The sequence below is a fragment of the Arthrobacter sulfonylureivorans genome (assembly GCF_047607445.1).
Lineage (GTDB): Bacteria > Actinomycetota > Actinomycetes > Actinomycetales > Micrococcaceae > Crystallibacter > Crystallibacter sulfonylureivorans_A.
Map to the genome: position 1 here is coordinate 1 of NZ_JBLKRT010000047.1, position 19,231 is coordinate 19,231.

The window sequence follows — 19,231 nt, forward strand, 5'->3', positions numbered from 1 at the left end:
AGGGCCGGGCCCGGATCATCGTCAACGAACAACAGGCCCGCGGTCTGGAACCGACCATTGCCGCGCTGGCTTTCGACGTCGAAGATCCGCTGATTGCCGCTTCCCGGGCGCTCCAGCTCAAGGCGGAGGCAGTTCCGCGGCAGAGCCAAGCCAATGAAGCAGTCCTGCAGGCGGTCAAGGCGCCGGACTCCACCGAGGTTTTTCTGTGTGAAGCAACCGAGGACGGCACTGCCGCCTGGACAGAGGAATTCGTCAGCGACGACGCCGCAGGGCCGGGCCAGGAACTGATCACGCGCATCGACCACGTCAACCTGGCGCAGCCATGGCAGCATTTCGACGAGAGCGTGCTGTTCTACGAGAGCACCCTCTCGCTCGCGCCGCGCCCCTCGACCGAGGTGCCCAGCCCCGTCGGCCTAGTGCGCAGCCAGGTCATGCGCACCGACGACGGCCAGGTCCGCCTGGCGCTGAACATCGCACCGCTGGTGATGGAGCGGCCGGGTCCATCGGCAGCGTCCGCCTACCCGCAGCACATCGCATTCGCCTGCTCGGACGTGATGACGCTGGCCCGCAATGCCGTGGCCGGCGGACTGGAGTTCCTGAAGATTCCGGCGAACTACTACGCCGACCTGCAGGCGCGCTTCCGGTTGGAACCTGAGTACTTGGCCGCGCTGCAGGAACTGAACCTGCTCTACGACCGCGATGAAGCGGGCGAGTTCGTCCATTTCTACACAGCGACCCTCGGCAGCGTCTTCTTCGAGGTCGTCGAACGCCGCCACGGATATGACGGCTACGGTGCACCGAATGCCCCGGTTCGCCTCTCCGCCCAGTATCGTCTGAGCAAGAACGGCTAAAATCACCCGCATTGCCCGCCCGCCGTGGACAATGCCGTCTGCGCAGTTGAAGGGAAAGGAACGGTCGTGGAGTTGCAGGAAGACGCGGCGCCAGCTTACTGGGTCAAGTCCGCCGAAAAGACCCTGGGCGTGCTGCTGGCATTCAGCTCCGACGAACCGCGCCTGACCATCACGCGCGCCGCAGCCAAGGCGGACTTGAGCCGCGCCGCCGCCCGGCGGTTCCTGCTCACGCTGACTGATCTAGGCTACCTGCGGTCAGACGGCAACACGTTCGAGCTGACGCCACGCGCCCTAGACATCGGGGCCTCCTTCCTGTCCAGTCTGACGCTGCCCCAGATTGCGGAACCGCACCTGAAGCAGCTGGCGGTGGACCTCGACGAGACCACGTCATTGTGCATTTTGGACGGCACCGATGTTGTCTATATTTCGCGCGTGCTGGCACCGCGGATGCTCCGCGTCTCAGTCAACGTCGGCACCCGCTTTCCGGCGTGGGCCACTTCCATGGGCCGCGTGTTGGTGGCGGGGCTCCCGGACGCGAGCCGCGAAGCCTTCTTCGACCGCATCGAAATCACCCAGTTCACCGAGCACACGGTCAGCAGCATTGACGCGCTGCGGGCCGAGATCGAGCGCACCGCAGAACGCGGCTGGTCCTTGGTCTCGCGGGAACTGGACGACGGACTGCGCGGGCTCGCCGTTCCGGTCCGGCGCGGCACCGACCTGATAGCCGCCCTCAATGTCTCGCTGCAGACGCACCGCGGCCCGGAGGACACGATCACGCAGTCGGTCCTGCCCCGCCTGCAGGAAGCCGCCGAAAGGATCGCCGACGACTTCGGCGGCCGCCGGGCCTGAGCCCCCGCACCTCGTTTCAGCGTCGCTGCCTCAGGCCTGCCCTTCCGCGTCGCTGCCTTAGGCCTGTCCCCTCTGTCCGTCTCACTGCCTCAGGCCTCACATTGCCCTTCCCACCTCGCTATCCCAGGCCTAACCTCCACCTCCCTCTCCCGCCTCGCTGCTTAACTTTCACCTTTCCGCCTCCCCTGGTCGCCTGAGGGGTGCCGCACCGAAAGGTGAACGGTTTACCCTGAGGTGTGCGCACTTTCGTGAAACCATTTATCGCGGCGGCCCTGTTGCTTGCACTGGCCTTTGCCGGGCTTTCGCCAGCCTCCGCTGCAACCCGCACCGCGAAGGATCCGTTCGTTGCCGAAGTGCTCCGGTTGACCAACCTGTACCGCGCGCAGAACGGGTTGTCGCCCGTGGTCTGGAACCAGAATGCGGGCAATGTCGCCCAGCAGTGGTCCGAAGAACTGAATACCCGGATCAACAAGAACAAGCTGGATCTGGAAAAGATCCACCGGTCCGGTTACGGCAGCAAGGAAATCCCCAGCGGGTTCGACTGGTACACCGAGAACATCGCCATCAACCACTCCGCCCGGCACGTTGTGGACTGGTGGATGGACTCCCCCGCCCACCGCGACGGTCTGCTCAGCCCCAACGCGACGGACATCGGTATCGGTTACACGAAGACCACGCACAAGGACTGGTACGGGATGACGGTCGCGGTGGCCAATATCGCCGGCTACGCATCCACCCGGGCCAAACTGCCGCCGCACCCGGGCATGGTGCGTGCCAGCTTCCAACACGGGGACATTGCGGCCGTCGATGCAAAGGGCCAACTCTACGTTTACGACTCTGCCAAGGGCTATGACCTGTACAAGCGCCGTACTGTCGCCACCGGCTTTAAGGGCGCAATCCAGGTGGAGCTAGCGGATTGGAACGCCGACGGTGTGCTGGACGTGCTGGCGCGCTGGAAGTCCGGCAAACTGACCGTGCACTACGGCAAACCCGCCGGCGGCTTGGAGAAAGCGGCAACCGTCGGCTCCTCCGGCTGGGGCAACTACGATGTCACGGTCACGCAGTGGAAACAGGCGGACACCTATCCGACGCTGCTGGCACGCAACACGGTGACCGGCAGGCTCTACCACTACGCGAACCCGGCCGGACTCAAGCACGGCAGCCGCACCAGCCTGGGGACCGGTTGGAAGTCGTTGTCGATTTTCAGCGCAGACATCGACGGCGACGCGAAGATGGACGTAGTGGCCAAAACCACCAAGGGGCAACTCAAGCTGTACCGCTCCAACGGCGCCGGCAAGTTCGTCTCCGAGTCCCGGAAGATCATCGCACCCTCAGGCTGGAACGCCATGAACCACCTGTCGATGATCCACAACCACCTAGGCAACGGAAAACCGGGACTGCTGGCCCGGGATACGCGCGGCAACCTGTACCACTACCCGATTCTGGTCAACAAGCTCGGCAAGCGTGCAGTCATTGGCGTCGGCGGCTGGGAGACTTTGACCATCGGGAGTTGACCGGCGCCCGGATGGGCAGCCGCGCACCTCGGTCAGCCGTGGGCGCGCCGGCTCTCATCCGGCGCGTGCACTGGGGTGTCGCCGACGAGTTCCACCAGCCCTTCCACCGCCGCGGATAAAGACAAATCCGGTGTCCGGGCGATGAAAGGCAGCAGCACGCGGTTCTCCTTCTCGATATGCAGGGCGAAAAGGCGCGACAACGTTGACGCGACGGCGGCAGCCTCGATGCCTGCGGCGCCGCGAAGCTCGTCCAACAGCGTGGCCAGGTCCTGGTGATCGGCGAGCAACACCTCCACCAGCAGCCGTGCTTCCTCCCTCGCTCCGGCCGGACGGTACAGCTGAGTCTCTTCCGCCTCGGCGTGCGGCAGCATTTCCCGCTCGCCCCACTCCAGCAGGATGCCCTGCGCGTTGTACGCCGTATCGTCATCGCCGATGTCGACAGCTCGGGTGAGCTCCGCCGTCGTCGACTGCACACGCGCCACCAGCTCGGTGTGGTGGCGCACCATCGCATCCACGGCCGCGTTCTCGGCCTCAACATTGGTCTCGGTCACCATGTGCTCCTCCCGTTGAGGGGTGCCCGCCGCTCGACAGGCCGGGTTTGTCCATTGTCGACGGGGGACCAGCAGGCTGTCGAGGGGCGTGGGCAACACGGGCCATTCCATCGCGGACCACACCGGTGCACCGGCGGTCCGATGACAGGCGTCGCTGGCGTTGCCGCTCTAGCGGTTCTCCTGGACCGATGGGTACAGCTGCCAGTGCCGGCGCCAGAGCAGCGCAGCGCAGCGGCGACGATGTAGCAAATCGGCCACTAAACCATCACCCAGCGGTAGGCTCCCTCGCCCCCGGCCAAAGTGATGGCCCAACTGCCCAAAGACACGCCGAGCGCCAGATAGAGGTAAATCTTCGTCTGGTGCAGCCAAACGTAGGGCAGGAAATGCGCGCCGCCGATCGCCGTAAAAAACTGGCGCCAAAAGGAAGAAGCTAAAATTTTCGTCTTTGTTACAGCGTCCACCCTCTAGGATTCTTTTTATGCCTCCTCAATGGACCCTCCTTATCGCTACCCACGCAATAGCAGCGGCCTTTTCCATCTTGTTCGGGGCCTTTCAGTTGATCCGTCGCAACAAGGGCGGCGCCACTCACCGCGCTATCGGCCGCGTGTGGGTGCTAGCCATGTACGTTGTGACGCTGACATCGTTCGGTATTCAAACCCTGAACGGCGGATTCACTTGGCTACATGGTTTGGCGGTGTTTACCTTCTTCACGGTGTCCGTCGGTTTGTGGGCCGCACGCACGCGGAGAATCCAGGCGCACCGTTCCTTCATGAAGGGCAGCTACTTCGGTGTGCTGGGAGCTTTCATCGGCGTCATCGTGGTCCCGGAACGCCGGATACCTCACGTGGCAATCCATGATCTGGCCGGTCTTTCGCTGTGGACGGTCGCGATCGTCCTTGCGGCCTTTTTCACCGTCCTGGGTTTTTCACGCCTTTCGGCGGAAATAAAAGACCGCTCGAACAATCCGGAGACACCTAACCTGACCGGCTCAGCCGCTGATAGCTAAATGCAACCGGGAAATGAATGCTTCGCTTCGTTGCCCGATGACGGATTGTTCCCACAGCGGCGAAAGCCCGTCGATGAGCAACCCGACAAACACACATTGAAATCCGTCCGGGGTCAGCCGGACACCTTGGGGGAAATATGAAAACGTCAATGAGCCGGTGGGGTCGCCCGCTGGGCGCCATCGTTACAGCCGGGGCCCTCCTATTCGGGGGCTTCTCCGCCGCACCTCCAGTCGAAGCGGCGAGCCCGAAGCCCAGCGTCAGCGCTTCCTCGGTACTTAGTACCCTCCCGGTCAAGGGCAAGGCCGCCAAGACCGGCTACTCGCGGGCCAAGTTCGGTAACGGCTGGAAGGACCCGGACCGCAACGGCTGCGACGCTCGCAATGACATTCTCAAGCGGGACTTGACCAAGGACCGCTTCAAGCCCGGCACACGCAATTGCGTCGTCGTTTCCGGGACCCTGAAAGATCCCTACACGGGCAAGACCATCAAGCACGTCCGCGGCGGCAACAAGGTGGACATCGACCACGTTGTCGCCCTCGGACAAGCATGGGTGTCAGGTGCCCAGAAGCTTTCCACCGCCCAGCGCACCGCGTTCGCCAACGACCCGCTGAACCTGCGCGCCGTGGACGCCTCCGCCAACCGGGCCAAAGGCGACCGGGAGGCCAGCGCCTGGTTGCCCAAAAACAAAGCCTTCAGGTGCACCTACGTAGCCACCCAGATCGCGGTGAAGAAGAAGTACGCCTTGTCCGTTACTTCCGCCGAAAAAGCTGCCATGAAGCGGGTCCTCGCCACGTGCCCCGGCCAAAAGGCCGTGAAGGTCACCGCCATCAAGCCCGCTGGCAAGGTCTCGACGCCCAAGAGTGCCCCCAAGAGCACCACCACGGTTAAGGCCGTCAAGGGCGTAACCCCCGGGGCCTTCTGCAAAGCAGCGCTCAAGGGTCACAAGGGCATCAGTGCCAAGGGCAAGACGTACACCTGCAAGGCTTCGTCCACCGAAAGCCGCCTGCGCTGGCGGGTCTAAACTCCCGCCAGGCTTGCCTCCGCTGACACGACGTCAGGAAGTCCCTGCGGTTCAGGCCGGAGGGACTTCCTTGTTTCGTGGGAGTTAGACCTCCACAGCCTCACCCGCCACGGGTGGTCTTGTGTGCCGTCCCTTGCCAGGCCGTCTCCCGGCGGCGCTTAATGAACCTGTCCTCGCCGATTTGTTGATGGAGGCAGCCGTGACGGAGCAGAGCAGCATTGCAGATCCGGTCCCGTTCACCGCCGATGACTTCGCCCTGCGGCAGCAGCGAGCCGCTCGGGCCGCACAGGACGTCGGGCTCGCGGGGCTCCTGCTCACGCCGGGCCCAGACCTGCTCTACCTGACCGGCTACGCTCCGGTCGCGATCACCGAACGCATCACCATGCTGGTCATCCCCTCGGAGGGCGAGCCTGCCATGATCGTCCCTAAACTGGAACGGCCCGATGCGGAGAACGCCCCCGGTGCCTCCACCTTCCAACTGCTCGACTGGACCGACGGAAGCGATCCCTACGAGGCGGCCTCGAAGCTCTTGGACGCCACCGGGCGCTACGCGGTCTCGGACTCGGCCTGGGCCATGCACCTGCTCGGCCTGCAGGACCAGTTGGCGGCGTCGTCGTTCGTCGCCATGACCACAGCGCTCCCCATGTTGCGTGCCATCAAGGACTCCGACGAGGTTGAGCGGCTGGCCGCGGCCGGCGCGGCCGCGGACCAGACGTACGAGGAGATCCTCAAAGTCCGATTCGCCGGCCGCAGTGAGACTGAGGTGGCTGCGGACCTGGCCGCACTGCTGAGGCAGTTCGGCCATTCGCAGGTCGACTTCACCGTGGTGGGTTCAGGACCGAACGGGGCAAACCCGCACCACGAAATCGGCGACCGGATCATTGAGAACGGCGACATGGTGGTGCTCGACTTCGGCGGGCTCAAGCATGGCTACGGCTCTGACACCACGCGGACCGTACATGTCGGCGAGCCCTCCGAGGAGGAACGCGAAGTGCACGATGTTGTCCGCGAGGCACAACAGGCAGGCTTTGATGCGGTCCAGCCCGGTATCGAGTGCCAGGAGATCGACCGTGTGGCCCGCGCCGTGATTACCGAGGCCGGTTACGGCGACTACTTCATCCACCGCACCGGCCACGGCATCGGGCTCACCACCCACGAACCGCCCTACATGGTGGAGGGCGAAACCCGCCTCATCCAGCCTGGCATGTGCTTCTCGATTGAGCCGGGCATCTACCTCCCCGGGCGGTTTGGGGTCCGCATCGAGGACATCGTCACGGTTACTGAGGATGGCGGGCGCCGGCTCAACCAGACTCCGCGCGAGATGGCGATCGTCGAGTAGCCGCGCTCCGGCCGGCTGGCTGGCTGGCCTTACGGTTTCCTCGGAGTGCGTGAAGTTCTTGTTGTCATCCCTCCCCTCGGAGAATAGATTTTCCGCATGGAGCAACGTCAGCCCCACGCGACGGCGCCAGTGCCGGTGTTCGCACTCGCGCTGGCTGCCGGCGCCGCGGTTTGTTTCGGCGTAGGCGATGCGGTCGGATTCCACAGCCAAGCCGCGGAAGAGGTGTTCGTCGCCAGCTGGCTGATGGGCTGGGTGCTTCTCGCTTGGTCCGCGATCGTCGGCGGAGGGTATGCCGTTCTGCTGGCCCGGCGGGTACTGTCTCGGCGTGCGGTGTCCGGTGCAGAAGTTGTACTCGTCGCCGCCTCGCTGGCACTCATCGCAATGGTGCTGGCGACTTACCCGCTGTGGGGAACTGGTTCGGCCGCCGGCGGCTGACGTCAATGCAAAGCCAGTTTCCGGCGGTCACCCGAGCAGCACCCAGGGGCGCTGTCTGGCGGCGGGACTACCCTAACTGTGCACAAGCCGGAGGCAGGAATGGCTGTTGAAGATAGTTCGGAGGCCCCGCGGCCGGTCACGGGCCCCGTCTTGGTCGGGGTCATACCGGGGCAACGGGCTGCCGTGGTGCAGCGGGCAGCGGTGCTGGCCGCCGACCTTGGAGTGAATTTAGCTTGCGTGCACGTAGACGTCTCCACCTATGAGGAGACCCTGCCGGACGGGTCTCGGTCCTGCTGCCGATCGATCCCGACGGTGACTTCAGCTACGTGGAACGAACCGCCGAGGAGATCCAGGCGAGTGTCTCCGAGGCCCTGACAGACTGCCGGGTGCCATGGTCATTCCAAACCTTGGCTGGTGACCCTGCGCGAGCCTTGTCTGATGCTGCAGAGGCAATCGGCGCATCAATGATTGTGGTGGGAACTCGCGAGCCGGGAATTGTGCACGCGCTCGAGGAAGTTCTTGTCGGGTCTGTGGCCGTTCACCTGGCCCACCATCAGCACCGGCCGGTGCTGATTGTCCCGCTCGATCCCCGCCCCTTTGAGTAGCGAGTGGAGAAACCTAAGAAACCGCAGCGGCCAATGTGCTTGCTACTTTCCCGGGAACGGCAATGCTGCGGGACACTGCGGCATTTCCCTGCCCCTGTCAGTAAAGTTCCTGCCGGCGTACACTCAGCCTGTGCCGGCCCTGTCCGCGGTAACCATCCGCCCGGCCTGCAGCCGCATATTGAGGAGTCCGCCATGGCTGTCCTGACCAATAGTCACGTGACCGGCTTGACCCGGGAGCAATATGAAGGAATGGCCGCTGACCTCACGGACAAGCTGAAGGCCGCTCCTGGGTTCATTGCCCACTATGCGTGGGAGCAGGAAGACGGGATGAACGTTGTGGAGATTTGGGATAGCTACGAACAACACGATGCCTGGTTCGACAAGAACGTTAAGCCCAATCTGCCAGTGCAAGTCATCCCGGAGAAGCACGAGCTGACAAACAAAGTGACGGCCTAGGCAGGTTCGCCGCCCACCCGGTACAGGGTTTCCCGCGGGGGCAAAGCGTATGTTTCCGTGGGCGTGCCAGTTCCTATCCGTCCATGATGACCTCTTTCCTGCCCCTGGCGGGGCGCTTCGAATACCCCTGTGGCTCCCCTAGCCACTAAATGAGCGAAAGCGCGAGCTTCCGGCCCAGACGTCCCCGGCTGCACCCGTCAAAGGTGTGAAGCCGGAGTGTGGGCCAGTCGAGACGGTCTGGCTACCCCTCCCGGCAGATTCGAAGCTGTCTTTCCAGGAATCGACCGGAACGTTTGCCGGGGTCGGTGATGTAACGGTTAAGTTGCAACATCCGCTACTGATTGGAGCAGCAAGATGTCATCGTTCACGAAGTCCACGGCACGCCGCATGGCCGCAGCCATCGCCGTCACCGGCCTGGTGACTGCAGGCGGTGCTGGAGCAGCTTCGGCAGTCGAACCTGATCCGGCAACGGTCGATACCGGCGCGGTTGCCGAAGCACAAGGGTCTCTCGTGACCATCGACGCTGAGAGCGTCTACATCATTCCGGGTGCGATCGCCCAGAGCCTCCCGGCGGCTGAGGATCCGGCCGGCGAGGGGCCGGTTGAAGGCGAGGCACCTGACGAAGATCCGTCAGCCGGGCAGCCAGGCGATGAGGCTCCCGATGAGGAGCAGCCGGCACCTGGCGATGAAAATCAGGAAGGCGGGGAGCCGGTCGAGGGTGAAGAACCGGCTGAGGAGCCTGTAGAGGAACAGCCGGCACCGGTCCCGGGCGATGAGGATCCCGTCGAGCAGGAGCCTGCGCCTGAGCCTATCGAGGAGGAGCCGGTTATTGAGGAGCCTGCCCCGGCACCTGAAGAGGAGCAGCCGAACCACGACTGGAAGGCCGTGAAGGCTGAAGCCGACGCCAAGTGGAAGGCGGCCAAGGCAAACGGACAGGCAGACTGGAAGGCCGTAAAGCATTCCGGCATGGGCGACTGGAAGGCCGCCAAGCACGCCGGCAAGCACCAGTGGAAGTCAGGCGGCCACGACGGCGACTGGAAGTCGGACAAGTCCGGGCTCGATGTGAAGAAGGACTCCGAGCACGACGGCGACCGGGACGACTAACCTGTCACCCGAAAAGGCAGCCTGGGGCCTCATCCCCTTGGCCACTGGCTGCAGAAAGGCCCCGCTCCGGCGGGGCCTTTCCTGTCGGCCGTATCAGCTGGCGAGACCGGAGCAATTCTCCGCGAGTTGGTCCGCTTCTCGGCAATCACCTTGGTCCGGCCGATTCGCTCGATGAGGACAGTTTTACCGTCGAGGCCGCCGAACCTGCACCAGGCCCGCCACAGCCCAGTATCCTCGTTCTTCTTCGCCTTAGGCGTGGGTCCAGACGCCCTGGGCGAGCTTGGTGTGCGCCATTACGCGGCCACGTCGTGGTTTCGCGGTACCAGGCTGCGACGGCCGGTGCCTCATACCGGATGACCGACCCACGCAGCAAAGATGCCTCGGCTCACTTTTTCAGTCAAAGCGTGTGCAAAGCGTGTGTTCGGTGGCGGCCAACGCATGAGGAAACCCCTCTCGACTGGCGTTTTGCCTAGTCAGAGAGGGGTTCGTGGAGCCCCCTGCCGGATTCGAACCGGCGACCCCCTGTTTACAAGACAGGTGCTCTGGCCAACTGAGCTAAGGAGGCGGGCTGGCCCACGGGCCAGCGTGCCGGACAAAACCGGCTAGATAAGGGTAGCCCAGGCGGCGGCTCAGCGTGAAACTCGCCAGCCGCCGCCTGGGCGCCGCGCCGCTACCCGACGCAGCGGTTGGATCAGGCGCGGGCGTCGATGACGCCCTGGGCGAACTGCTGGAAGTCGCCGGCGGTGTTCGGGTCCCACTTCTGTCCGTCCACGTAGACGGTAGGCGTGCCGCCCACCTGGTACTCGGTGAAGGTCTGGTTCACGAACTTGGCCCACGGACGGAATTCGCCGTCGTCAATGCAGGAGGAGACATCGGTGGCGCCAGCGGTTTCGGCGATGCTGGTCAGGGTGGCGTTGTCCAGGCCTGCTCCGCCTTCGGCCGGCTGCTGGGCGAACAGCTGCGTCAAGTAGTCGTTGAAGACCTCGGGGCTGGAGTCGGCAACACAGGCCACGGCGTTGGCAGCGCGGGACGAGTAGTTGGTGGTCGACACGCGGTCCAGGAAGGTGGCTACCCGGTACTCGACCGTGGCGTCGCCGGAAGAGGTGAGTTCGGTGAGGTACTCGCCGTACTGGCCTTCAAAGCTCTTGCACACCGGGCAGCCCATGTCCACGTACATCACGATGCTGGCCGGCTCGCCCTTGGGTGCGGCAGCCACACCGGCCGGCACGATGACGTCGCCTTCGGTCGAGGCAGGCTCGGGGATGTTCGCCACATCCACGTTGACGGGGTCGGTGTCCGCCAGCCCGTTCTGGGTGATGGTGATGCCGCCGTTGGCGTTGCCATGTGCCGGTGCCGCCCCGGCGTCGGCAATCTGGCCGCGCTGGTTGGTGATCACCACTGCGGCAATCACACCGATGATCACCAGCACGGCGACCACCACCCCGCCCTTGACCAGCAGCGAGTTGCGCTTTTCCCGCTTCTGCTGTGCCTCGCGCATCTGGCGGGCCTTCTCGCGGGCCGCTGCGGTGCGCTCGGCCTTGGTCGGCTTAGGGCTGTTTTGGTGAGCCATGAATCCTCGCGTGTTCTCGGTCTGCTTCGCCCGGGCAGGGCGCATCAGCATCAGTTTAGTTGCAACTTCAACGTTTAGGCGGCATCGGTGGCCTTGTTCACGTCTGTCCTTGGGGTAACGGTCGGGGGAAGCCAGAGGTTTCCATTCCTTATAAGGTCATATTCAGGACGACTTCACACAAAGGAGAGTCAATTGGCGGATTCCGCTCAGAACAGTAGGGACGCAGCAGGACGCCAGTACGGTGAGTACGACCTGATCGTCGTCTCCAACCGGCTGCCGGTGGACCACACCGTCGACGAGGACGGGCAGGGCGAGTGGCGGCGGTCGCCGGGCGGGCTGGTCACGGCATTGGCGCCGGTGATGGCCAAAACCGAGGGTGCCTGGGTGGGCTGGCCCGGGGTTCCGGACGAGGAAATGGACCCGTTCGACCACGACAATATGCACCTGGTGCCGGTGGCTTTGAGCGCCGACGACGTTGAGCTGTACTACGAAGGCTTTTCCAACGCCACGCTCTGGCCGCTGTACCACGACGTGATTGCGTCGCCGGAGTTCCACCGCGCGTGGTGGGAGTGCTACAAAACGGTCAACCGGCGCTTCGCCGAGGCCACGGCGGAAATTGCCGCCGAAGGCGCCACCGTCTGGGTGCAGGACTACCAATTGCAGCTGGTGCCGAAGCTGCTGCGCGAGGCGAGGCCGGACCTTCGGATCGGGTTCTTCAACCATATTCCGTTCCCGCCGCTGGAGATCTTCGCCCAGCTTCCGTGGCGTCGGCAGGTGATCGACGGCTTGCTCGGCGCCGATCTGCTGGGCTTCCAACGTCCCAGCGACACCAGCAACTTCCTTCGCTGTGTGCGCCGCTTCAGCGGTTTCAATGTGCGCCAGCAGCAGGTGCAAGTGGAAACCAACGACGGCGGTGTCCGCCTCTGCAGGGCCGGCGCCTTCCCGATTTCCATCGATGTGGAGCGCATCAGCGAACTGGCCCACCGCCCCGACGTGATCGCCCGGTCGGAACAGATTCGGCAGGAGCTCGGCAACCCGGAGACCGTGGTGCTGGGCGTGGACCGGCTGGACTACACGAAGGGCATCGGGCACCGGATCAAGGCCTACGGCGAACTGCTTGAGGACGGCAAGCTGGCCGTTGAGAACTCGGTGCTGATCCAGGTGGCTTCGCCCAGCCGCGAGCGGGTGGAATCCTACCGGCTGCTGCGGGAGGAAATCGAAGGAGCTGTAGGCCGGATCAACGGAACCTTCGACACCCTGGAAAACACCGCCATCCGCTACCTGCACCACAGCTACCCGGTGGAGGAGATGGTGGCGCTCTATCTGACAGCCGACGTGATGCTGGTGACCGCGTTGCGCGACGGAATGAACCTGGTAGCCAAGGAATACGTTGCCTCGCGCAAGGCAGCCGACGGGGCGCTGGTGCTCAGCGAGTTTGCCGGGGCCGCCGACCAGCTCAAGCAGGCGATCCTGGTCAATCCGCACGATATCGACGGGCTCAAGGAGGCGATTCTCCGGGCGGTCAACATGCCCCGGCCCGAGGCCAACCGCCGGATGCGGGCCATGCGCCGGCAAATCCTGCAGAACGACGTGGAGCACTGGTCGCGTGCGTTCCTGCGGGCCCTTGAGCATGCGGGGACACGTGACTGACCCGAACCGCGACGGAACCGTGCCTACAGAACTGCAAGCGGCGCTGGAGCATCTGGCCGGAACCGAGACGCTGCTGGTGGCGCTGGATTTCGACGGCGTGCTGGCACCGATCGTGCCGCGGGCCGAGGATGCCCGGCCGCTGCCGGCCTCGGCCGCCGCCGTAGCCGCGCTGGCTGATCTGCCGCGCACCTCCACCGCCTTCATCTCCGGCCGGGCGCTGGCCAGCCTGCGCGCCGTGGCCTCGCCCGACGAGCGGACCCTGCTGATCGGCTCCCACGGCGGCGAAGTCTTCACCGGTCCGGACAGCCCGCCCTTGGTGTTGGACGAGTCCCAGCGGCACGCGCTGGCGGCGGCGACCGCCGTCGTCGAAAAGGTGGTGGCCGCCCACCCGGGCACGCGGCTGGAAGCCAAGCCGGCCGGCGTCGTACTCCATACCCGCACCGCCGCGGACGATGTTGCGGCGGCAGCCACAGAGCGGGCGCGGGCAGCGCTGCAGGACATTCCCGGGCTGCACCTCAGCGACGGCAAGCGCGTGCTGGAAACCTCGGTGCTGAGCGCCGACAAGGGCCAAGGCATCGACCTGCTGCGCACGTTCAGCGGCGCGACCGCTGTCTTTTTCGCCGGCGACGACGTCACCGACGAGCACGCCTTCGCCGTCCTGCGGCCTGCCGACGTCGGCGTCAAGGTGGGTCCGGGCAATACCGCGGCGCAATACCGGGTGGACTCTCCGCAGTCATTTACTGCGGCGTTGGCCTTGCTGGCGGAGCTCCGGAGTGCTGCAGCCCAGGCGTAGCCTCCGGGCTGCGCCGCCGAGTCTGCGGGGGCAGGTTTGGCTTACCCCCGCGTCGTACGTCCGCTGGGCTTAACGAGGTCTGTCGGCAGGGTTTGGCGGCGTCCGGCGGACCGGATGTTCACCGGTGCTTCGCCGGGCGCTTTGACAGCCGTGGCATACTGAGGGCGTGAGCCGCCTCACGTGTGGGTGCGGCGAGCCGCTTGGAAACTAAATATTCACCCATCACTACGGATCGTCGGGCACGTACCTGCCCGTGAAGGGAAAAACATTATGGCAACGGTAACGTTCGATCATGCCACCCGCTTGTACCCGGGCACCGAGAAGCCCGCGGTGGACAGCCTCAACCTGGAGATTGCCGACGGCGAATTCCTGGTTCTGGTCGGCCCATCCGGCTGCGGCAAGTCCACTTCGCTGCGGATGCTGGCCGGCTTGGAAGACGTCAATACCGGACGGATCCTGATCGGCGACCGGGACGTGACCGACGTGCCGCCCAAAGACCGCGACATCGCGATGGTGTTCCAGAACTACGCCCTCTACCCGCACATGTCGGTGGCCGACAACATGGGCTTCGCCCTGAAGATCGCCGGCGTGTCCAAGGAAGAGCGTGCCGAGCGGGTCCGCGAGGCGGCCAAGCTGCTGGATCTGGAAGAGTACCTGGACCGCAAGCCCAAGGCCCTCTCCGGCGGCCAGCGCCAGCGCGTTGCCATGGGCCGGGCGATCGTGCGCAATCCGCAGGTGTTCCTGATGGACGAACCGCTCTCCAACCTCGACGCCAAGCTGCGTGTGCAGACCCGCACCCAGATCGCCTCGCTGACCCGCCGGCTGGGCGTCACCACCGTCTACGTCACCCACGACCAGGTGGAAGCGATGACCATGGGCGACCGCGTTGCCGTGCTCAAGGACGGCGTCCTGCAGCAGGTGGACACCCCGCGCGCCCTCTACGACCGGCCGGCGAACGTGTTCGTGGCCGGCTTTATCGGCTCCCCCGCGATGAACCTGCTGGAACTGCCAGTGACCGACGGCGGCGTCCAGTTCGGTGGCCTGACCTATCCGGTGCCGCGGGCCCTGCTCGGCGAAGCGCACGGCAACACGGTGACGCTGGGCGTCCGGCCGGAGGATCTGGAGCGGGCTGAGGACAACCACGGCCTGGCCGTGTTCGTGGACGTGGTCGAAGAACTCGGCGCCGATGCCTACGTCTACGGACACACCGAGCTGGACGGCACGCGTTACGAGATCACCGGCCGGGTGGACGGTCGGACGCCGCCGGCAGCCGGCAGCACTGTCTACGTGCGTCCCAAGGAGGGGCACGTGCACCTGTTCGATACGCAGACCGGGCTGCGTCTGGGCGAGCATGCACCCGACACTCCGGAAGCATCGGTGGCGGACCTCAACGCACCGGTCGAGGCGGGAAAGACAGCCGACTAGGTCCACGCCTAGGATGTAGTCATTATGGCTGCACACTCCGGCACCGGCGGGCCTGTCCAAGGCACCGCCGCCACGGCCTTGTCCGGTGGGGCCGCGGCGATCGCTTCCTTGAGCATCACCGCGGCCACCACCGACGAGCGGCTGCTTGACCTGCCGTGGCATCTCGCCTTGGAGGACTGGCCGGCCGAAAACCTGGCTGCGCTGCCCCGAGGCCTGTCTCGGCACGTGGTCCGGTTCGCCCCGTTGGGCGCAGGCGTGGTGGCCATCAAGGAAACCGCGGAAGAGCCGGCACGGCACGAATACCAAATGCTGCGCAAGCTGCAGCGGCTGGGCATTCCGTGTGTCGAGCCGGTAGCCGTGATGACCGGTCGCATGCGCACCGATGGATCTGACCTGAAGCCGGTGCTGGTCACACGCCACCTTCGCTTCTCGCTGCCCTACCGCGCCCTGTTTTCCCAGACGCTTCGTCGGGAGACCCTGACCCGCCTGATCGACGCTCAGGCGCTGCTGATGGTTCGCCTGCACCTGATCGGTTTCTATTGGGGTGATGTCTCGCTGTCCAATACTCTCTTCCGCCGCGATGCCGGCGCGTTCGCGGCGTACTTGGTGGACGCCGAAACCGGCGAACTGCACCCGCAGCTCTCCAACGGCCAGCGGGAACACGACCTTGAGATCGCCCGGGTGAATATTGCCGGCGAGATGATGGATCTGGTCGAAGGCGGCCTGCTGGAAGACAAAGTGGATCCGGTGGCGACCAGTGAGCGCATCATGGACAGCTACCGAAAGCTCTGGGCGGAGCTGACGGAGGAGGAGTCGTTCGACCTCGGCGAGCGATGGCGGGTCAACGCCCGGATCCGGCGACTGAACGACTTGGGGTTCGACGTCGAGGAGTTCTCCATCAAGAGCACCTCCGACGGAACCAGCATCCGGCTCCAGCCCAAAGTGGTGGACGCCGGACACCACCAGCGCCGTCTGCTCAGGCTCACCGGCCTGGATGTCCAGGAGAACCAGGCCCGGCGGCTGCTCAACGATTTGGATGCCTACCGCGCGGACCACCAGTCGGAGCAGAGCGAGGAAGTCAGTGCCCACAGCTGGGTCCGCCACGTTTTTGAGCCGATCGTCAAGGCTATTCCGCGCGAGCTGGCCGGAAAGCTGGAACCGGCCGAAGTGGTCCATGAGGTGCTCGAGCACCGTTGGTATGTCTCGGAAGACCAGGACAGGAACGTGCCGCTGGCCGAGGCCGTGCAGTCGTATGTCGATTCGGTGTTGCGCCACCGGCGTGACGAGGCGGCCATCATGCTGAATCCGGACGAACAGACCGCTGCCGCCTTTGAGGCAGCCGAGACCGACGAAGGCTGACGCCGCTTAGGCCTGCTGTTGCCTCGCCGTCGAGCTGAACACCGCCACCAGGAAGTCCGACGACGGTGTGAAGGGCCGCAGGTCCCACGTGGACAATCGCAGGTCCACTGCCAATCCGGCGGCGGTTGCGTCGGAGAAGAACACGTCGAAGTCGTAGCCCCTGCCGGCTCCGAAGCCGGTGACGAGCCGGCCGCCGGGAGCCAGGTGAGCGGCCAGGTTACGCAACACTTCACCCGAAGTCCCTGGGGCGAGGAAAGTCAGCACGTTGCCGGCGCTGACGATCACGTCGAACGGTTCGGCGATGCCTTGGGCGGGCAGGTCCAGTTCGGCCAGGTCGCCCACCAGCCAGGTACAGTCCGGGTGGTCCTTGCGTGCCGCTTCGATCAGCTCTGGATCCACGTCCACGCCCACCGCCGTGTGCCCGCGGCGGGCCAGTTCGCCGCCCAGCCGTCCTGGGCCGCATCCGGCGTCGAGGATCCGGCTTCCGCGGGGCACCATGGCATCGACCAGCCGGGCTTCACCGTGCAGATCGGCGCCGTCGGCCCGCATCTGTTCGAAGCGCTTGATGTACCACGCCGAGTGGCCCGGGTTCTGGCGCTTCATTTCTTCCCACAGCGTCTCTTTCCTCATGAAACTAGCCTACGTCCGAGGCAACCGCTTGCTGCCGGGCGGGACCCTCGGGCAAGGCCTTGCCCGGATTGAGCAACCGCTGCGGGTCAAACACGTCCTTCAGCCGGCGTTGCAGCTCCAACACCTCTTCACTCTGCTCGCGTTCCAGCCACCGCACCTTGAACTGTCCCACCCCATGTTCGCCGGTGATCGTGCCGCCCAGAGCCAGCCCGACGTCAATCGACTCGTCCAGCGCCGCGTTGAGTGCCGGCACCTTTGCCACGTTCCCGGGACCCACCCAGAAGGTCGGGTGCAAGTTGCCGTCGCCGGCGTGCGCCACCACCTTGAGTCCTACTCCATGCCGTTCGGCTATTCCTTGTAGCTGGTCGATGTAGTGCACCAACTGGGAACGAGGCACCGCCACGTCTTCGCCCACCCGGAAATCGTCGTCCACCTCGGCTCCGCGGCTGTGCCGGCGAAGATCGACCAGACGGACCGCCTCCGCGGCGTCGGCCGCCTTGATGTCGCCGCCGAGCCCGGTCAGCACCTCGCTGATGATGCCGGCTTCCACGCCAGCTGCATAGCCATCGGTCTGGATCAGCAGCAGCGCCCCACCTCGGCTGCGCAGGTTGGACCCCTGCTCCTTGTCCAGCTGGGCCATGGTATTTCCGTCCAGCAATTCCATGATGGCAGGCTGCACCCGCGCGCGGCCGACGGCCAGCACGCCGGCTGCCGCAGCCGCTACGTCGGGGAAGAACGCCGCCACTGTTTCCACGGCCGCCGGCAGGTAGCGCAGCCGGACTGTCGCGCCCACCACCACGCCCAGGGTGCCCTCAGAGCCCACGAACAGCCCGGTCAGATCATAGCCGGCAACGCCCTTGAAGGTCCTGTGGCCGGTATGGATCAGGGTTCCATCGGCCAGCACCACGTCGAGTGCCAGCACGGATTCGCGGGTCACGCCATACTTTGCGCAGCGCAGACCACCAGCGTTGGTGGCGATGTTTCCGCCAATCGTCGAGAGGCGGTAGCTGGCCGGGTCCGGTGCGTACATCAGTCCGTACTCAGCCACTGCAGCGTTCAGGTCCGAGTTGACCACGCCGGGTTCCACCCGGGCAATTTCGTCCTCGGGATGGATCTCGAGGATTCGGTCCATGCCAAGCAGGTTGAGCACCAGGCAGCCTTCCGTGGCGTGCGCGCCACCGGATACGCCAGTGCCGGCGCCGCGGCAGACCACCGGCACTCCGGCCGCGTGGGCTGCCCTCATCACAGCCTGCACGTCCTCCACCCTCTGCGCTCGGACGACGGCGATGGGCAGCCGATGGTCCAGTACCGGCCCTTGATCGACGGCGCTGGCGGCCAGATCAGCCGGGTCGGTGCTGACAATGCCGGCCGGAAGCGAACGCACCAGTCCAGCAAGGAAGGAATCGGTCACGGTCTCAAGACCTCCAGTAGTAGTTCGGTGATGATCGCCTGCCGGTCAGAACCGCCAGGCACTATGGCCTCTTGCCTGCAGTCGTTCAGGCTGTGGCCGGGTCAGTTCAGCGGAACCGCCGTCTTCCCGGGGACACGCACCCGGATCATGCTGGGCCGCCCATGAACCGGACATAGCGGGCGAGCACTTCGGGCCACCCCGCGGCATAGGCGGCCCGCTGCTGTTGGCCGTCGGGCATGTTTTCCCAGCCCGAGTGCGCCAAATGTATCTCCGTGCGGCCAGGCGTGGCTTCGGCAAAGTCGATGCGCAGTTCGCCCGAAGCCGCAGGACTCGTGCCCGGGTGCCAGGTCAAGCGCAGGTGGCTGTCGGGTACCCAGTCCAGGATTTCGCCCCAGACAAGGACCTCATCCTGAATGCTTGTTTCGGTGATGACGTTGTCTTCAAACTCCACGTGGCTGCCTTCGCCGGCCACGCTGCGGCTCTCCACGGGCCACCACAGGTGAATGAGGTCGGTGAACCCCTCAAAAGCCTCCCTGCTGTCCCGCGCGACCGTGACGCGGCAGTGCACCGGTTCCGCACTCTCGGCTGGTTCAGGTTCCCGCGGCGCGTGGGAAAACAAAGACGTGTCCATACGCCAAGCCTAGTCTGGCTGGTGCGGTTT

Annotated in this window: 20 protein-coding genes and 1 tRNA gene; 14 read left to right on the forward strand and 7 right to left on the reverse strand. The window is 65.1% G+C overall.

The features are described 5' to 3' along the window. From ACMX2H_RS17265 to ACMX2H_RS17275, 3 genes are all read left to right on the forward strand, one after another. Positions 1 to 851: VOC family protein (locus ACMX2H_RS17265; RefSeq protein WP_414962267.1), on the forward strand; the 851-nt coding region annotated here is incomplete at its 5' end. Positions 852 to 917: 66 nt separating this feature from the next. Further along, the gene (locus ACMX2H_RS17270; RefSeq protein ID WP_414962269.1) at positions 918 to 1,700 is read left to right on the forward strand and encodes an IclR family transcriptional regulator domain-containing protein; all 783 of its coding nucleotides are present in this window, start codon (positions 918 to 920) and stop codon (positions 1,698 to 1,700) included. A 248-nt stretch (positions 1,701 to 1,948) separates the two neighbouring features. Continuing rightward, on the forward strand, positions 1,949 to 3,214 hold the full coding sequence (locus tag ACMX2H_RS17275) for a CAP domain-containing protein (protein ID WP_414962271.1): 1,266 nt from the start codon (positions 1,949 to 1,951) through the stop codon (positions 3,212 to 3,214). A gap of 32 nt (positions 3,215 to 3,246) precedes the next feature. Here the strand turns inward: ACMX2H_RS17275 and ACMX2H_RS17280 are convergent, their stop codons facing one another. Continuing rightward, a complete protein-coding gene (locus ACMX2H_RS17280) occupies positions 3,247 to 3,768 on the reverse strand; it encodes a hemerythrin domain-containing protein (protein WP_414962273.1) in 522 nt (173 codons plus the stop codon). 254 nt (positions 3,769 to 4,022) lie between these two features. Next, positions 4,023 to 4,226: a DUF7010 family protein gene (locus ACMX2H_RS17285; protein WP_414962275.1), complete on the reverse strand. Its 204-nt coding sequence runs from the start codon at positions 4,224 to 4,226 to the stop codon at positions 4,023 to 4,025. A gap of 17 nt (positions 4,227 to 4,243) precedes the next feature. Between ACMX2H_RS17285 and ACMX2H_RS17290 the strand changes: the two genes are divergently transcribed. The 7 genes from ACMX2H_RS17290 to ACMX2H_RS17320 all read left to right on the forward strand — a co-directional run bounded on the left by ACMX2H_RS17290 (position 4,244) and on the right by ACMX2H_RS17320 (position 9,732). After that, a complete protein-coding gene (locus tag ACMX2H_RS17290) occupies positions 4,244 to 4,771 on the forward strand; it encodes a DUF2306 domain-containing protein (protein ID WP_414962277.1) in 528 nt (175 codons plus the stop codon). Between the two features lie 149 nt (positions 4,772 to 4,920). Beyond that, entirely contained in the window at positions 4,921 to 5,793 is an 873-nt protein-coding gene (locus ACMX2H_RS17295; RefSeq protein ID WP_414962279.1) for an HNH endonuclease family protein, read from the forward strand. A 199-nt stretch (positions 5,794 to 5,992) separates the two neighbouring features. After that, positions 5,993 to 7,132 carry an aminopeptidase P family protein gene (locus ACMX2H_RS17300; protein WP_414962281.1) on the forward strand — a complete coding sequence of 380 codons (1,140 nt, stop codon included), beginning with the start codon at positions 5,993 to 5,995 and terminating at the stop codon, positions 7,130 to 7,132. A 96-nt stretch (positions 7,133 to 7,228) separates the two neighbouring features. Next, positions 7,229 to 7,567, forward strand: a complete 339-nt coding sequence (locus ACMX2H_RS17305; RefSeq protein WP_414962282.1) for a hypothetical protein — start codon at positions 7,229 to 7,231, stop codon at positions 7,565 to 7,567. Between the two features lie 386 nt (positions 7,568 to 7,953). After that, complete coding sequence (locus tag ACMX2H_RS17310; protein ID WP_414962303.1) at positions 7,954 to 8,172, forward strand: universal stress protein; 219 nt, start codon at positions 7,954 to 7,956, stop codon at positions 8,170 to 8,172. A 192-nt stretch (positions 8,173 to 8,364) separates the two neighbouring features. Continuing rightward, complete coding sequence (locus ACMX2H_RS17315; protein WP_414962284.1) at positions 8,365 to 8,628, forward strand: antibiotic biosynthesis monooxygenase family protein; 264 nt, start codon at positions 8,365 to 8,367, stop codon at positions 8,626 to 8,628. A 354-nt stretch (positions 8,629 to 8,982) separates the two neighbouring features. Then, positions 8,983 to 9,732 (forward strand): hypothetical protein, encoded by a 750-nt coding sequence (locus ACMX2H_RS17320; protein ID WP_414962286.1) that lies wholly within the window; start codon positions 8,983 to 8,985, stop codon positions 9,730 to 9,732. A 488-nt stretch (positions 9,733 to 10,220) separates the two neighbouring features. Here ACMX2H_RS17320 and ACMX2H_RS17325 read toward each other — a convergent pair. Beyond that, a tRNA-Thr gene (locus tag ACMX2H_RS17325) sits at positions 10,221 to 10,297 on the reverse strand. 126 nt (positions 10,298 to 10,423) lie between these two features. Further along, positions 10,424 to 11,302, reverse strand: coding sequence for a DsbA family protein (locus ACMX2H_RS17330; protein WP_414962288.1), 879 nt, complete (start codon positions 11,300 to 11,302; stop codon positions 10,424 to 10,426). A gap of 192 nt (positions 11,303 to 11,494) precedes the next feature. Here ACMX2H_RS17330 and otsA point away from each other — a divergent pair, with 192 nt between their 5' ends. The 4 genes from otsA to ACMX2H_RS17350 all read left to right on the forward strand — a co-directional run bounded on the left by otsA (position 11,495) and on the right by ACMX2H_RS17350 (position 16,529). After that, positions 11,495 to 12,952 carry an alpha,alpha-trehalose-phosphate synthase (UDP-forming) gene (gene otsA / locus ACMX2H_RS17335; RefSeq protein ID WP_414962290.1) on the forward strand — a complete coding sequence of 486 codons (1,458 nt, stop codon included), beginning with the start codon at positions 11,495 to 11,497 and terminating at the stop codon, positions 12,950 to 12,952. Then, positions 12,933 to 13,745 carry a trehalose-phosphatase gene (gene otsB, locus ACMX2H_RS17340; RefSeq protein WP_414962305.1) on the forward strand — a complete coding sequence of 271 codons (813 nt, stop codon included), beginning with the start codon at positions 12,933 to 12,935 and terminating at the stop codon, positions 13,743 to 13,745. The genes otsA and otsB overlap by 20 nt, the downstream gene beginning before the upstream one ends. Before the next feature lie 270 nt (positions 13,746 to 14,015). After that, positions 14,016 to 15,170, forward strand: coding sequence for an ABC transporter ATP-binding protein (locus ACMX2H_RS17345; protein WP_414962292.1), 1,155 nt, complete (start codon positions 14,016 to 14,018; stop codon positions 15,168 to 15,170). Positions 15,171 to 15,194: 24 nt separating this feature from the next. Continuing rightward, complete coding sequence (locus ACMX2H_RS17350; RefSeq protein WP_414962294.1) at positions 15,195 to 16,529, forward strand: DUF4032 domain-containing protein; 1,335 nt, start codon at positions 15,195 to 15,197, stop codon at positions 16,527 to 16,529. 6 nt (positions 16,530 to 16,535) lie between these two features. Here ACMX2H_RS17350 and ACMX2H_RS17355 read toward each other — a convergent pair whose 3' ends face one another. The 3 genes from ACMX2H_RS17355 to ACMX2H_RS17365 all read right to left on the reverse strand — a co-directional run bounded on the left by ACMX2H_RS17355 (position 16,536) and on the right by ACMX2H_RS17365 (position 19,201). After that, positions 16,536 to 17,159, reverse strand: a complete 624-nt coding sequence (locus ACMX2H_RS17355; RefSeq protein WP_414962296.1) for a class I SAM-dependent methyltransferase — start codon at positions 17,157 to 17,159, stop codon at positions 16,536 to 16,538. Positions 17,160 to 17,163: 4 nt separating this feature from the next. After that, a complete protein-coding gene (locus ACMX2H_RS17360) occupies positions 17,164 to 18,570 on the reverse strand; it encodes an FAD-binding oxidoreductase (RefSeq protein WP_414962298.1) in 1,407 nt (468 codons plus the stop codon). Positions 18,571 to 18,715: 145 nt separating this feature from the next. Beyond that, on the reverse strand, positions 18,716 to 19,201 hold the full coding sequence (locus ACMX2H_RS17365) for an SRPBCC domain-containing protein (RefSeq protein ID WP_414962300.1): 486 nt from the start codon (positions 19,199 to 19,201) through the stop codon (positions 18,716 to 18,718). Positions 19,202 to 19,231: the final 30 nt, after the last annotated feature.

Coding starts and splice junctions, on each gene's coding strand:
- ACMX2H_RS17365 (WP_414962300.1), bottom strand. CDS start 19,201: ATGGACACGTCTTTGTTTTCCCACGCGCCGCGGGAACCTGAACCAGCC.
- ACMX2H_RS17355 (WP_414962296.1), bottom strand. CDS start 17,159: ATGAGGAAAGAGACGCTGTGGGAAGAAATGAAGCGCCAGAACCCGGGC.
- ACMX2H_RS17290 (WP_414962277.1), top strand. CDS start 4,244: ATGCCTCCTCAATGGACCCTCCTTATCGCTACCCACGCAATAGCAGCG.
- ACMX2H_RS17345 (WP_414962292.1), top strand. CDS start 14,016: ATGGCAACGGTAACGTTCGATCATGCCACCCGCTTGTACCCGGGCACC.
- ACMX2H_RS17280 (WP_414962273.1), bottom strand. CDS start 3,768: ATGGTGACCGAGACCAATGTTGAGGCCGAGAACGCGGCCGTGGATGCG.
- otsB (WP_414962305.1), top strand. CDS start 12,933: ATGCGGGGACACGTGACTGACCCGAACCGCGACGGAACCGTGCCTACA.
- ACMX2H_RS17315 (WP_414962284.1), top strand. CDS start 8,365: ATGGCTGTCCTGACCAATAGTCACGTGACCGGCTTGACCCGGGAGCAA.
- ACMX2H_RS17320 (WP_414962286.1), top strand. CDS start 8,983: ATGTCATCGTTCACGAAGTCCACGGCACGCCGCATGGCCGCAGCCATC.
- ACMX2H_RS17295 (WP_414962279.1), top strand. CDS start 4,921: ATGAGCCGGTGGGGTCGCCCGCTGGGCGCCATCGTTACAGCCGGGGCC.
- ACMX2H_RS17330 (WP_414962288.1), bottom strand. CDS start 11,302: ATGGCTCACCAAAACAGCCCTAAGCCGACCAAGGCCGAGCGCACCGCA.
- ACMX2H_RS17350 (WP_414962294.1), top strand. CDS start 15,195: ATGGCTGCACACTCCGGCACCGGCGGGCCTGTCCAAGGCACCGCCGCC.
- ACMX2H_RS17305 (WP_414962282.1), top strand. CDS start 7,229: ATGGAGCAACGTCAGCCCCACGCGACGGCGCCAGTGCCGGTGTTCGCA.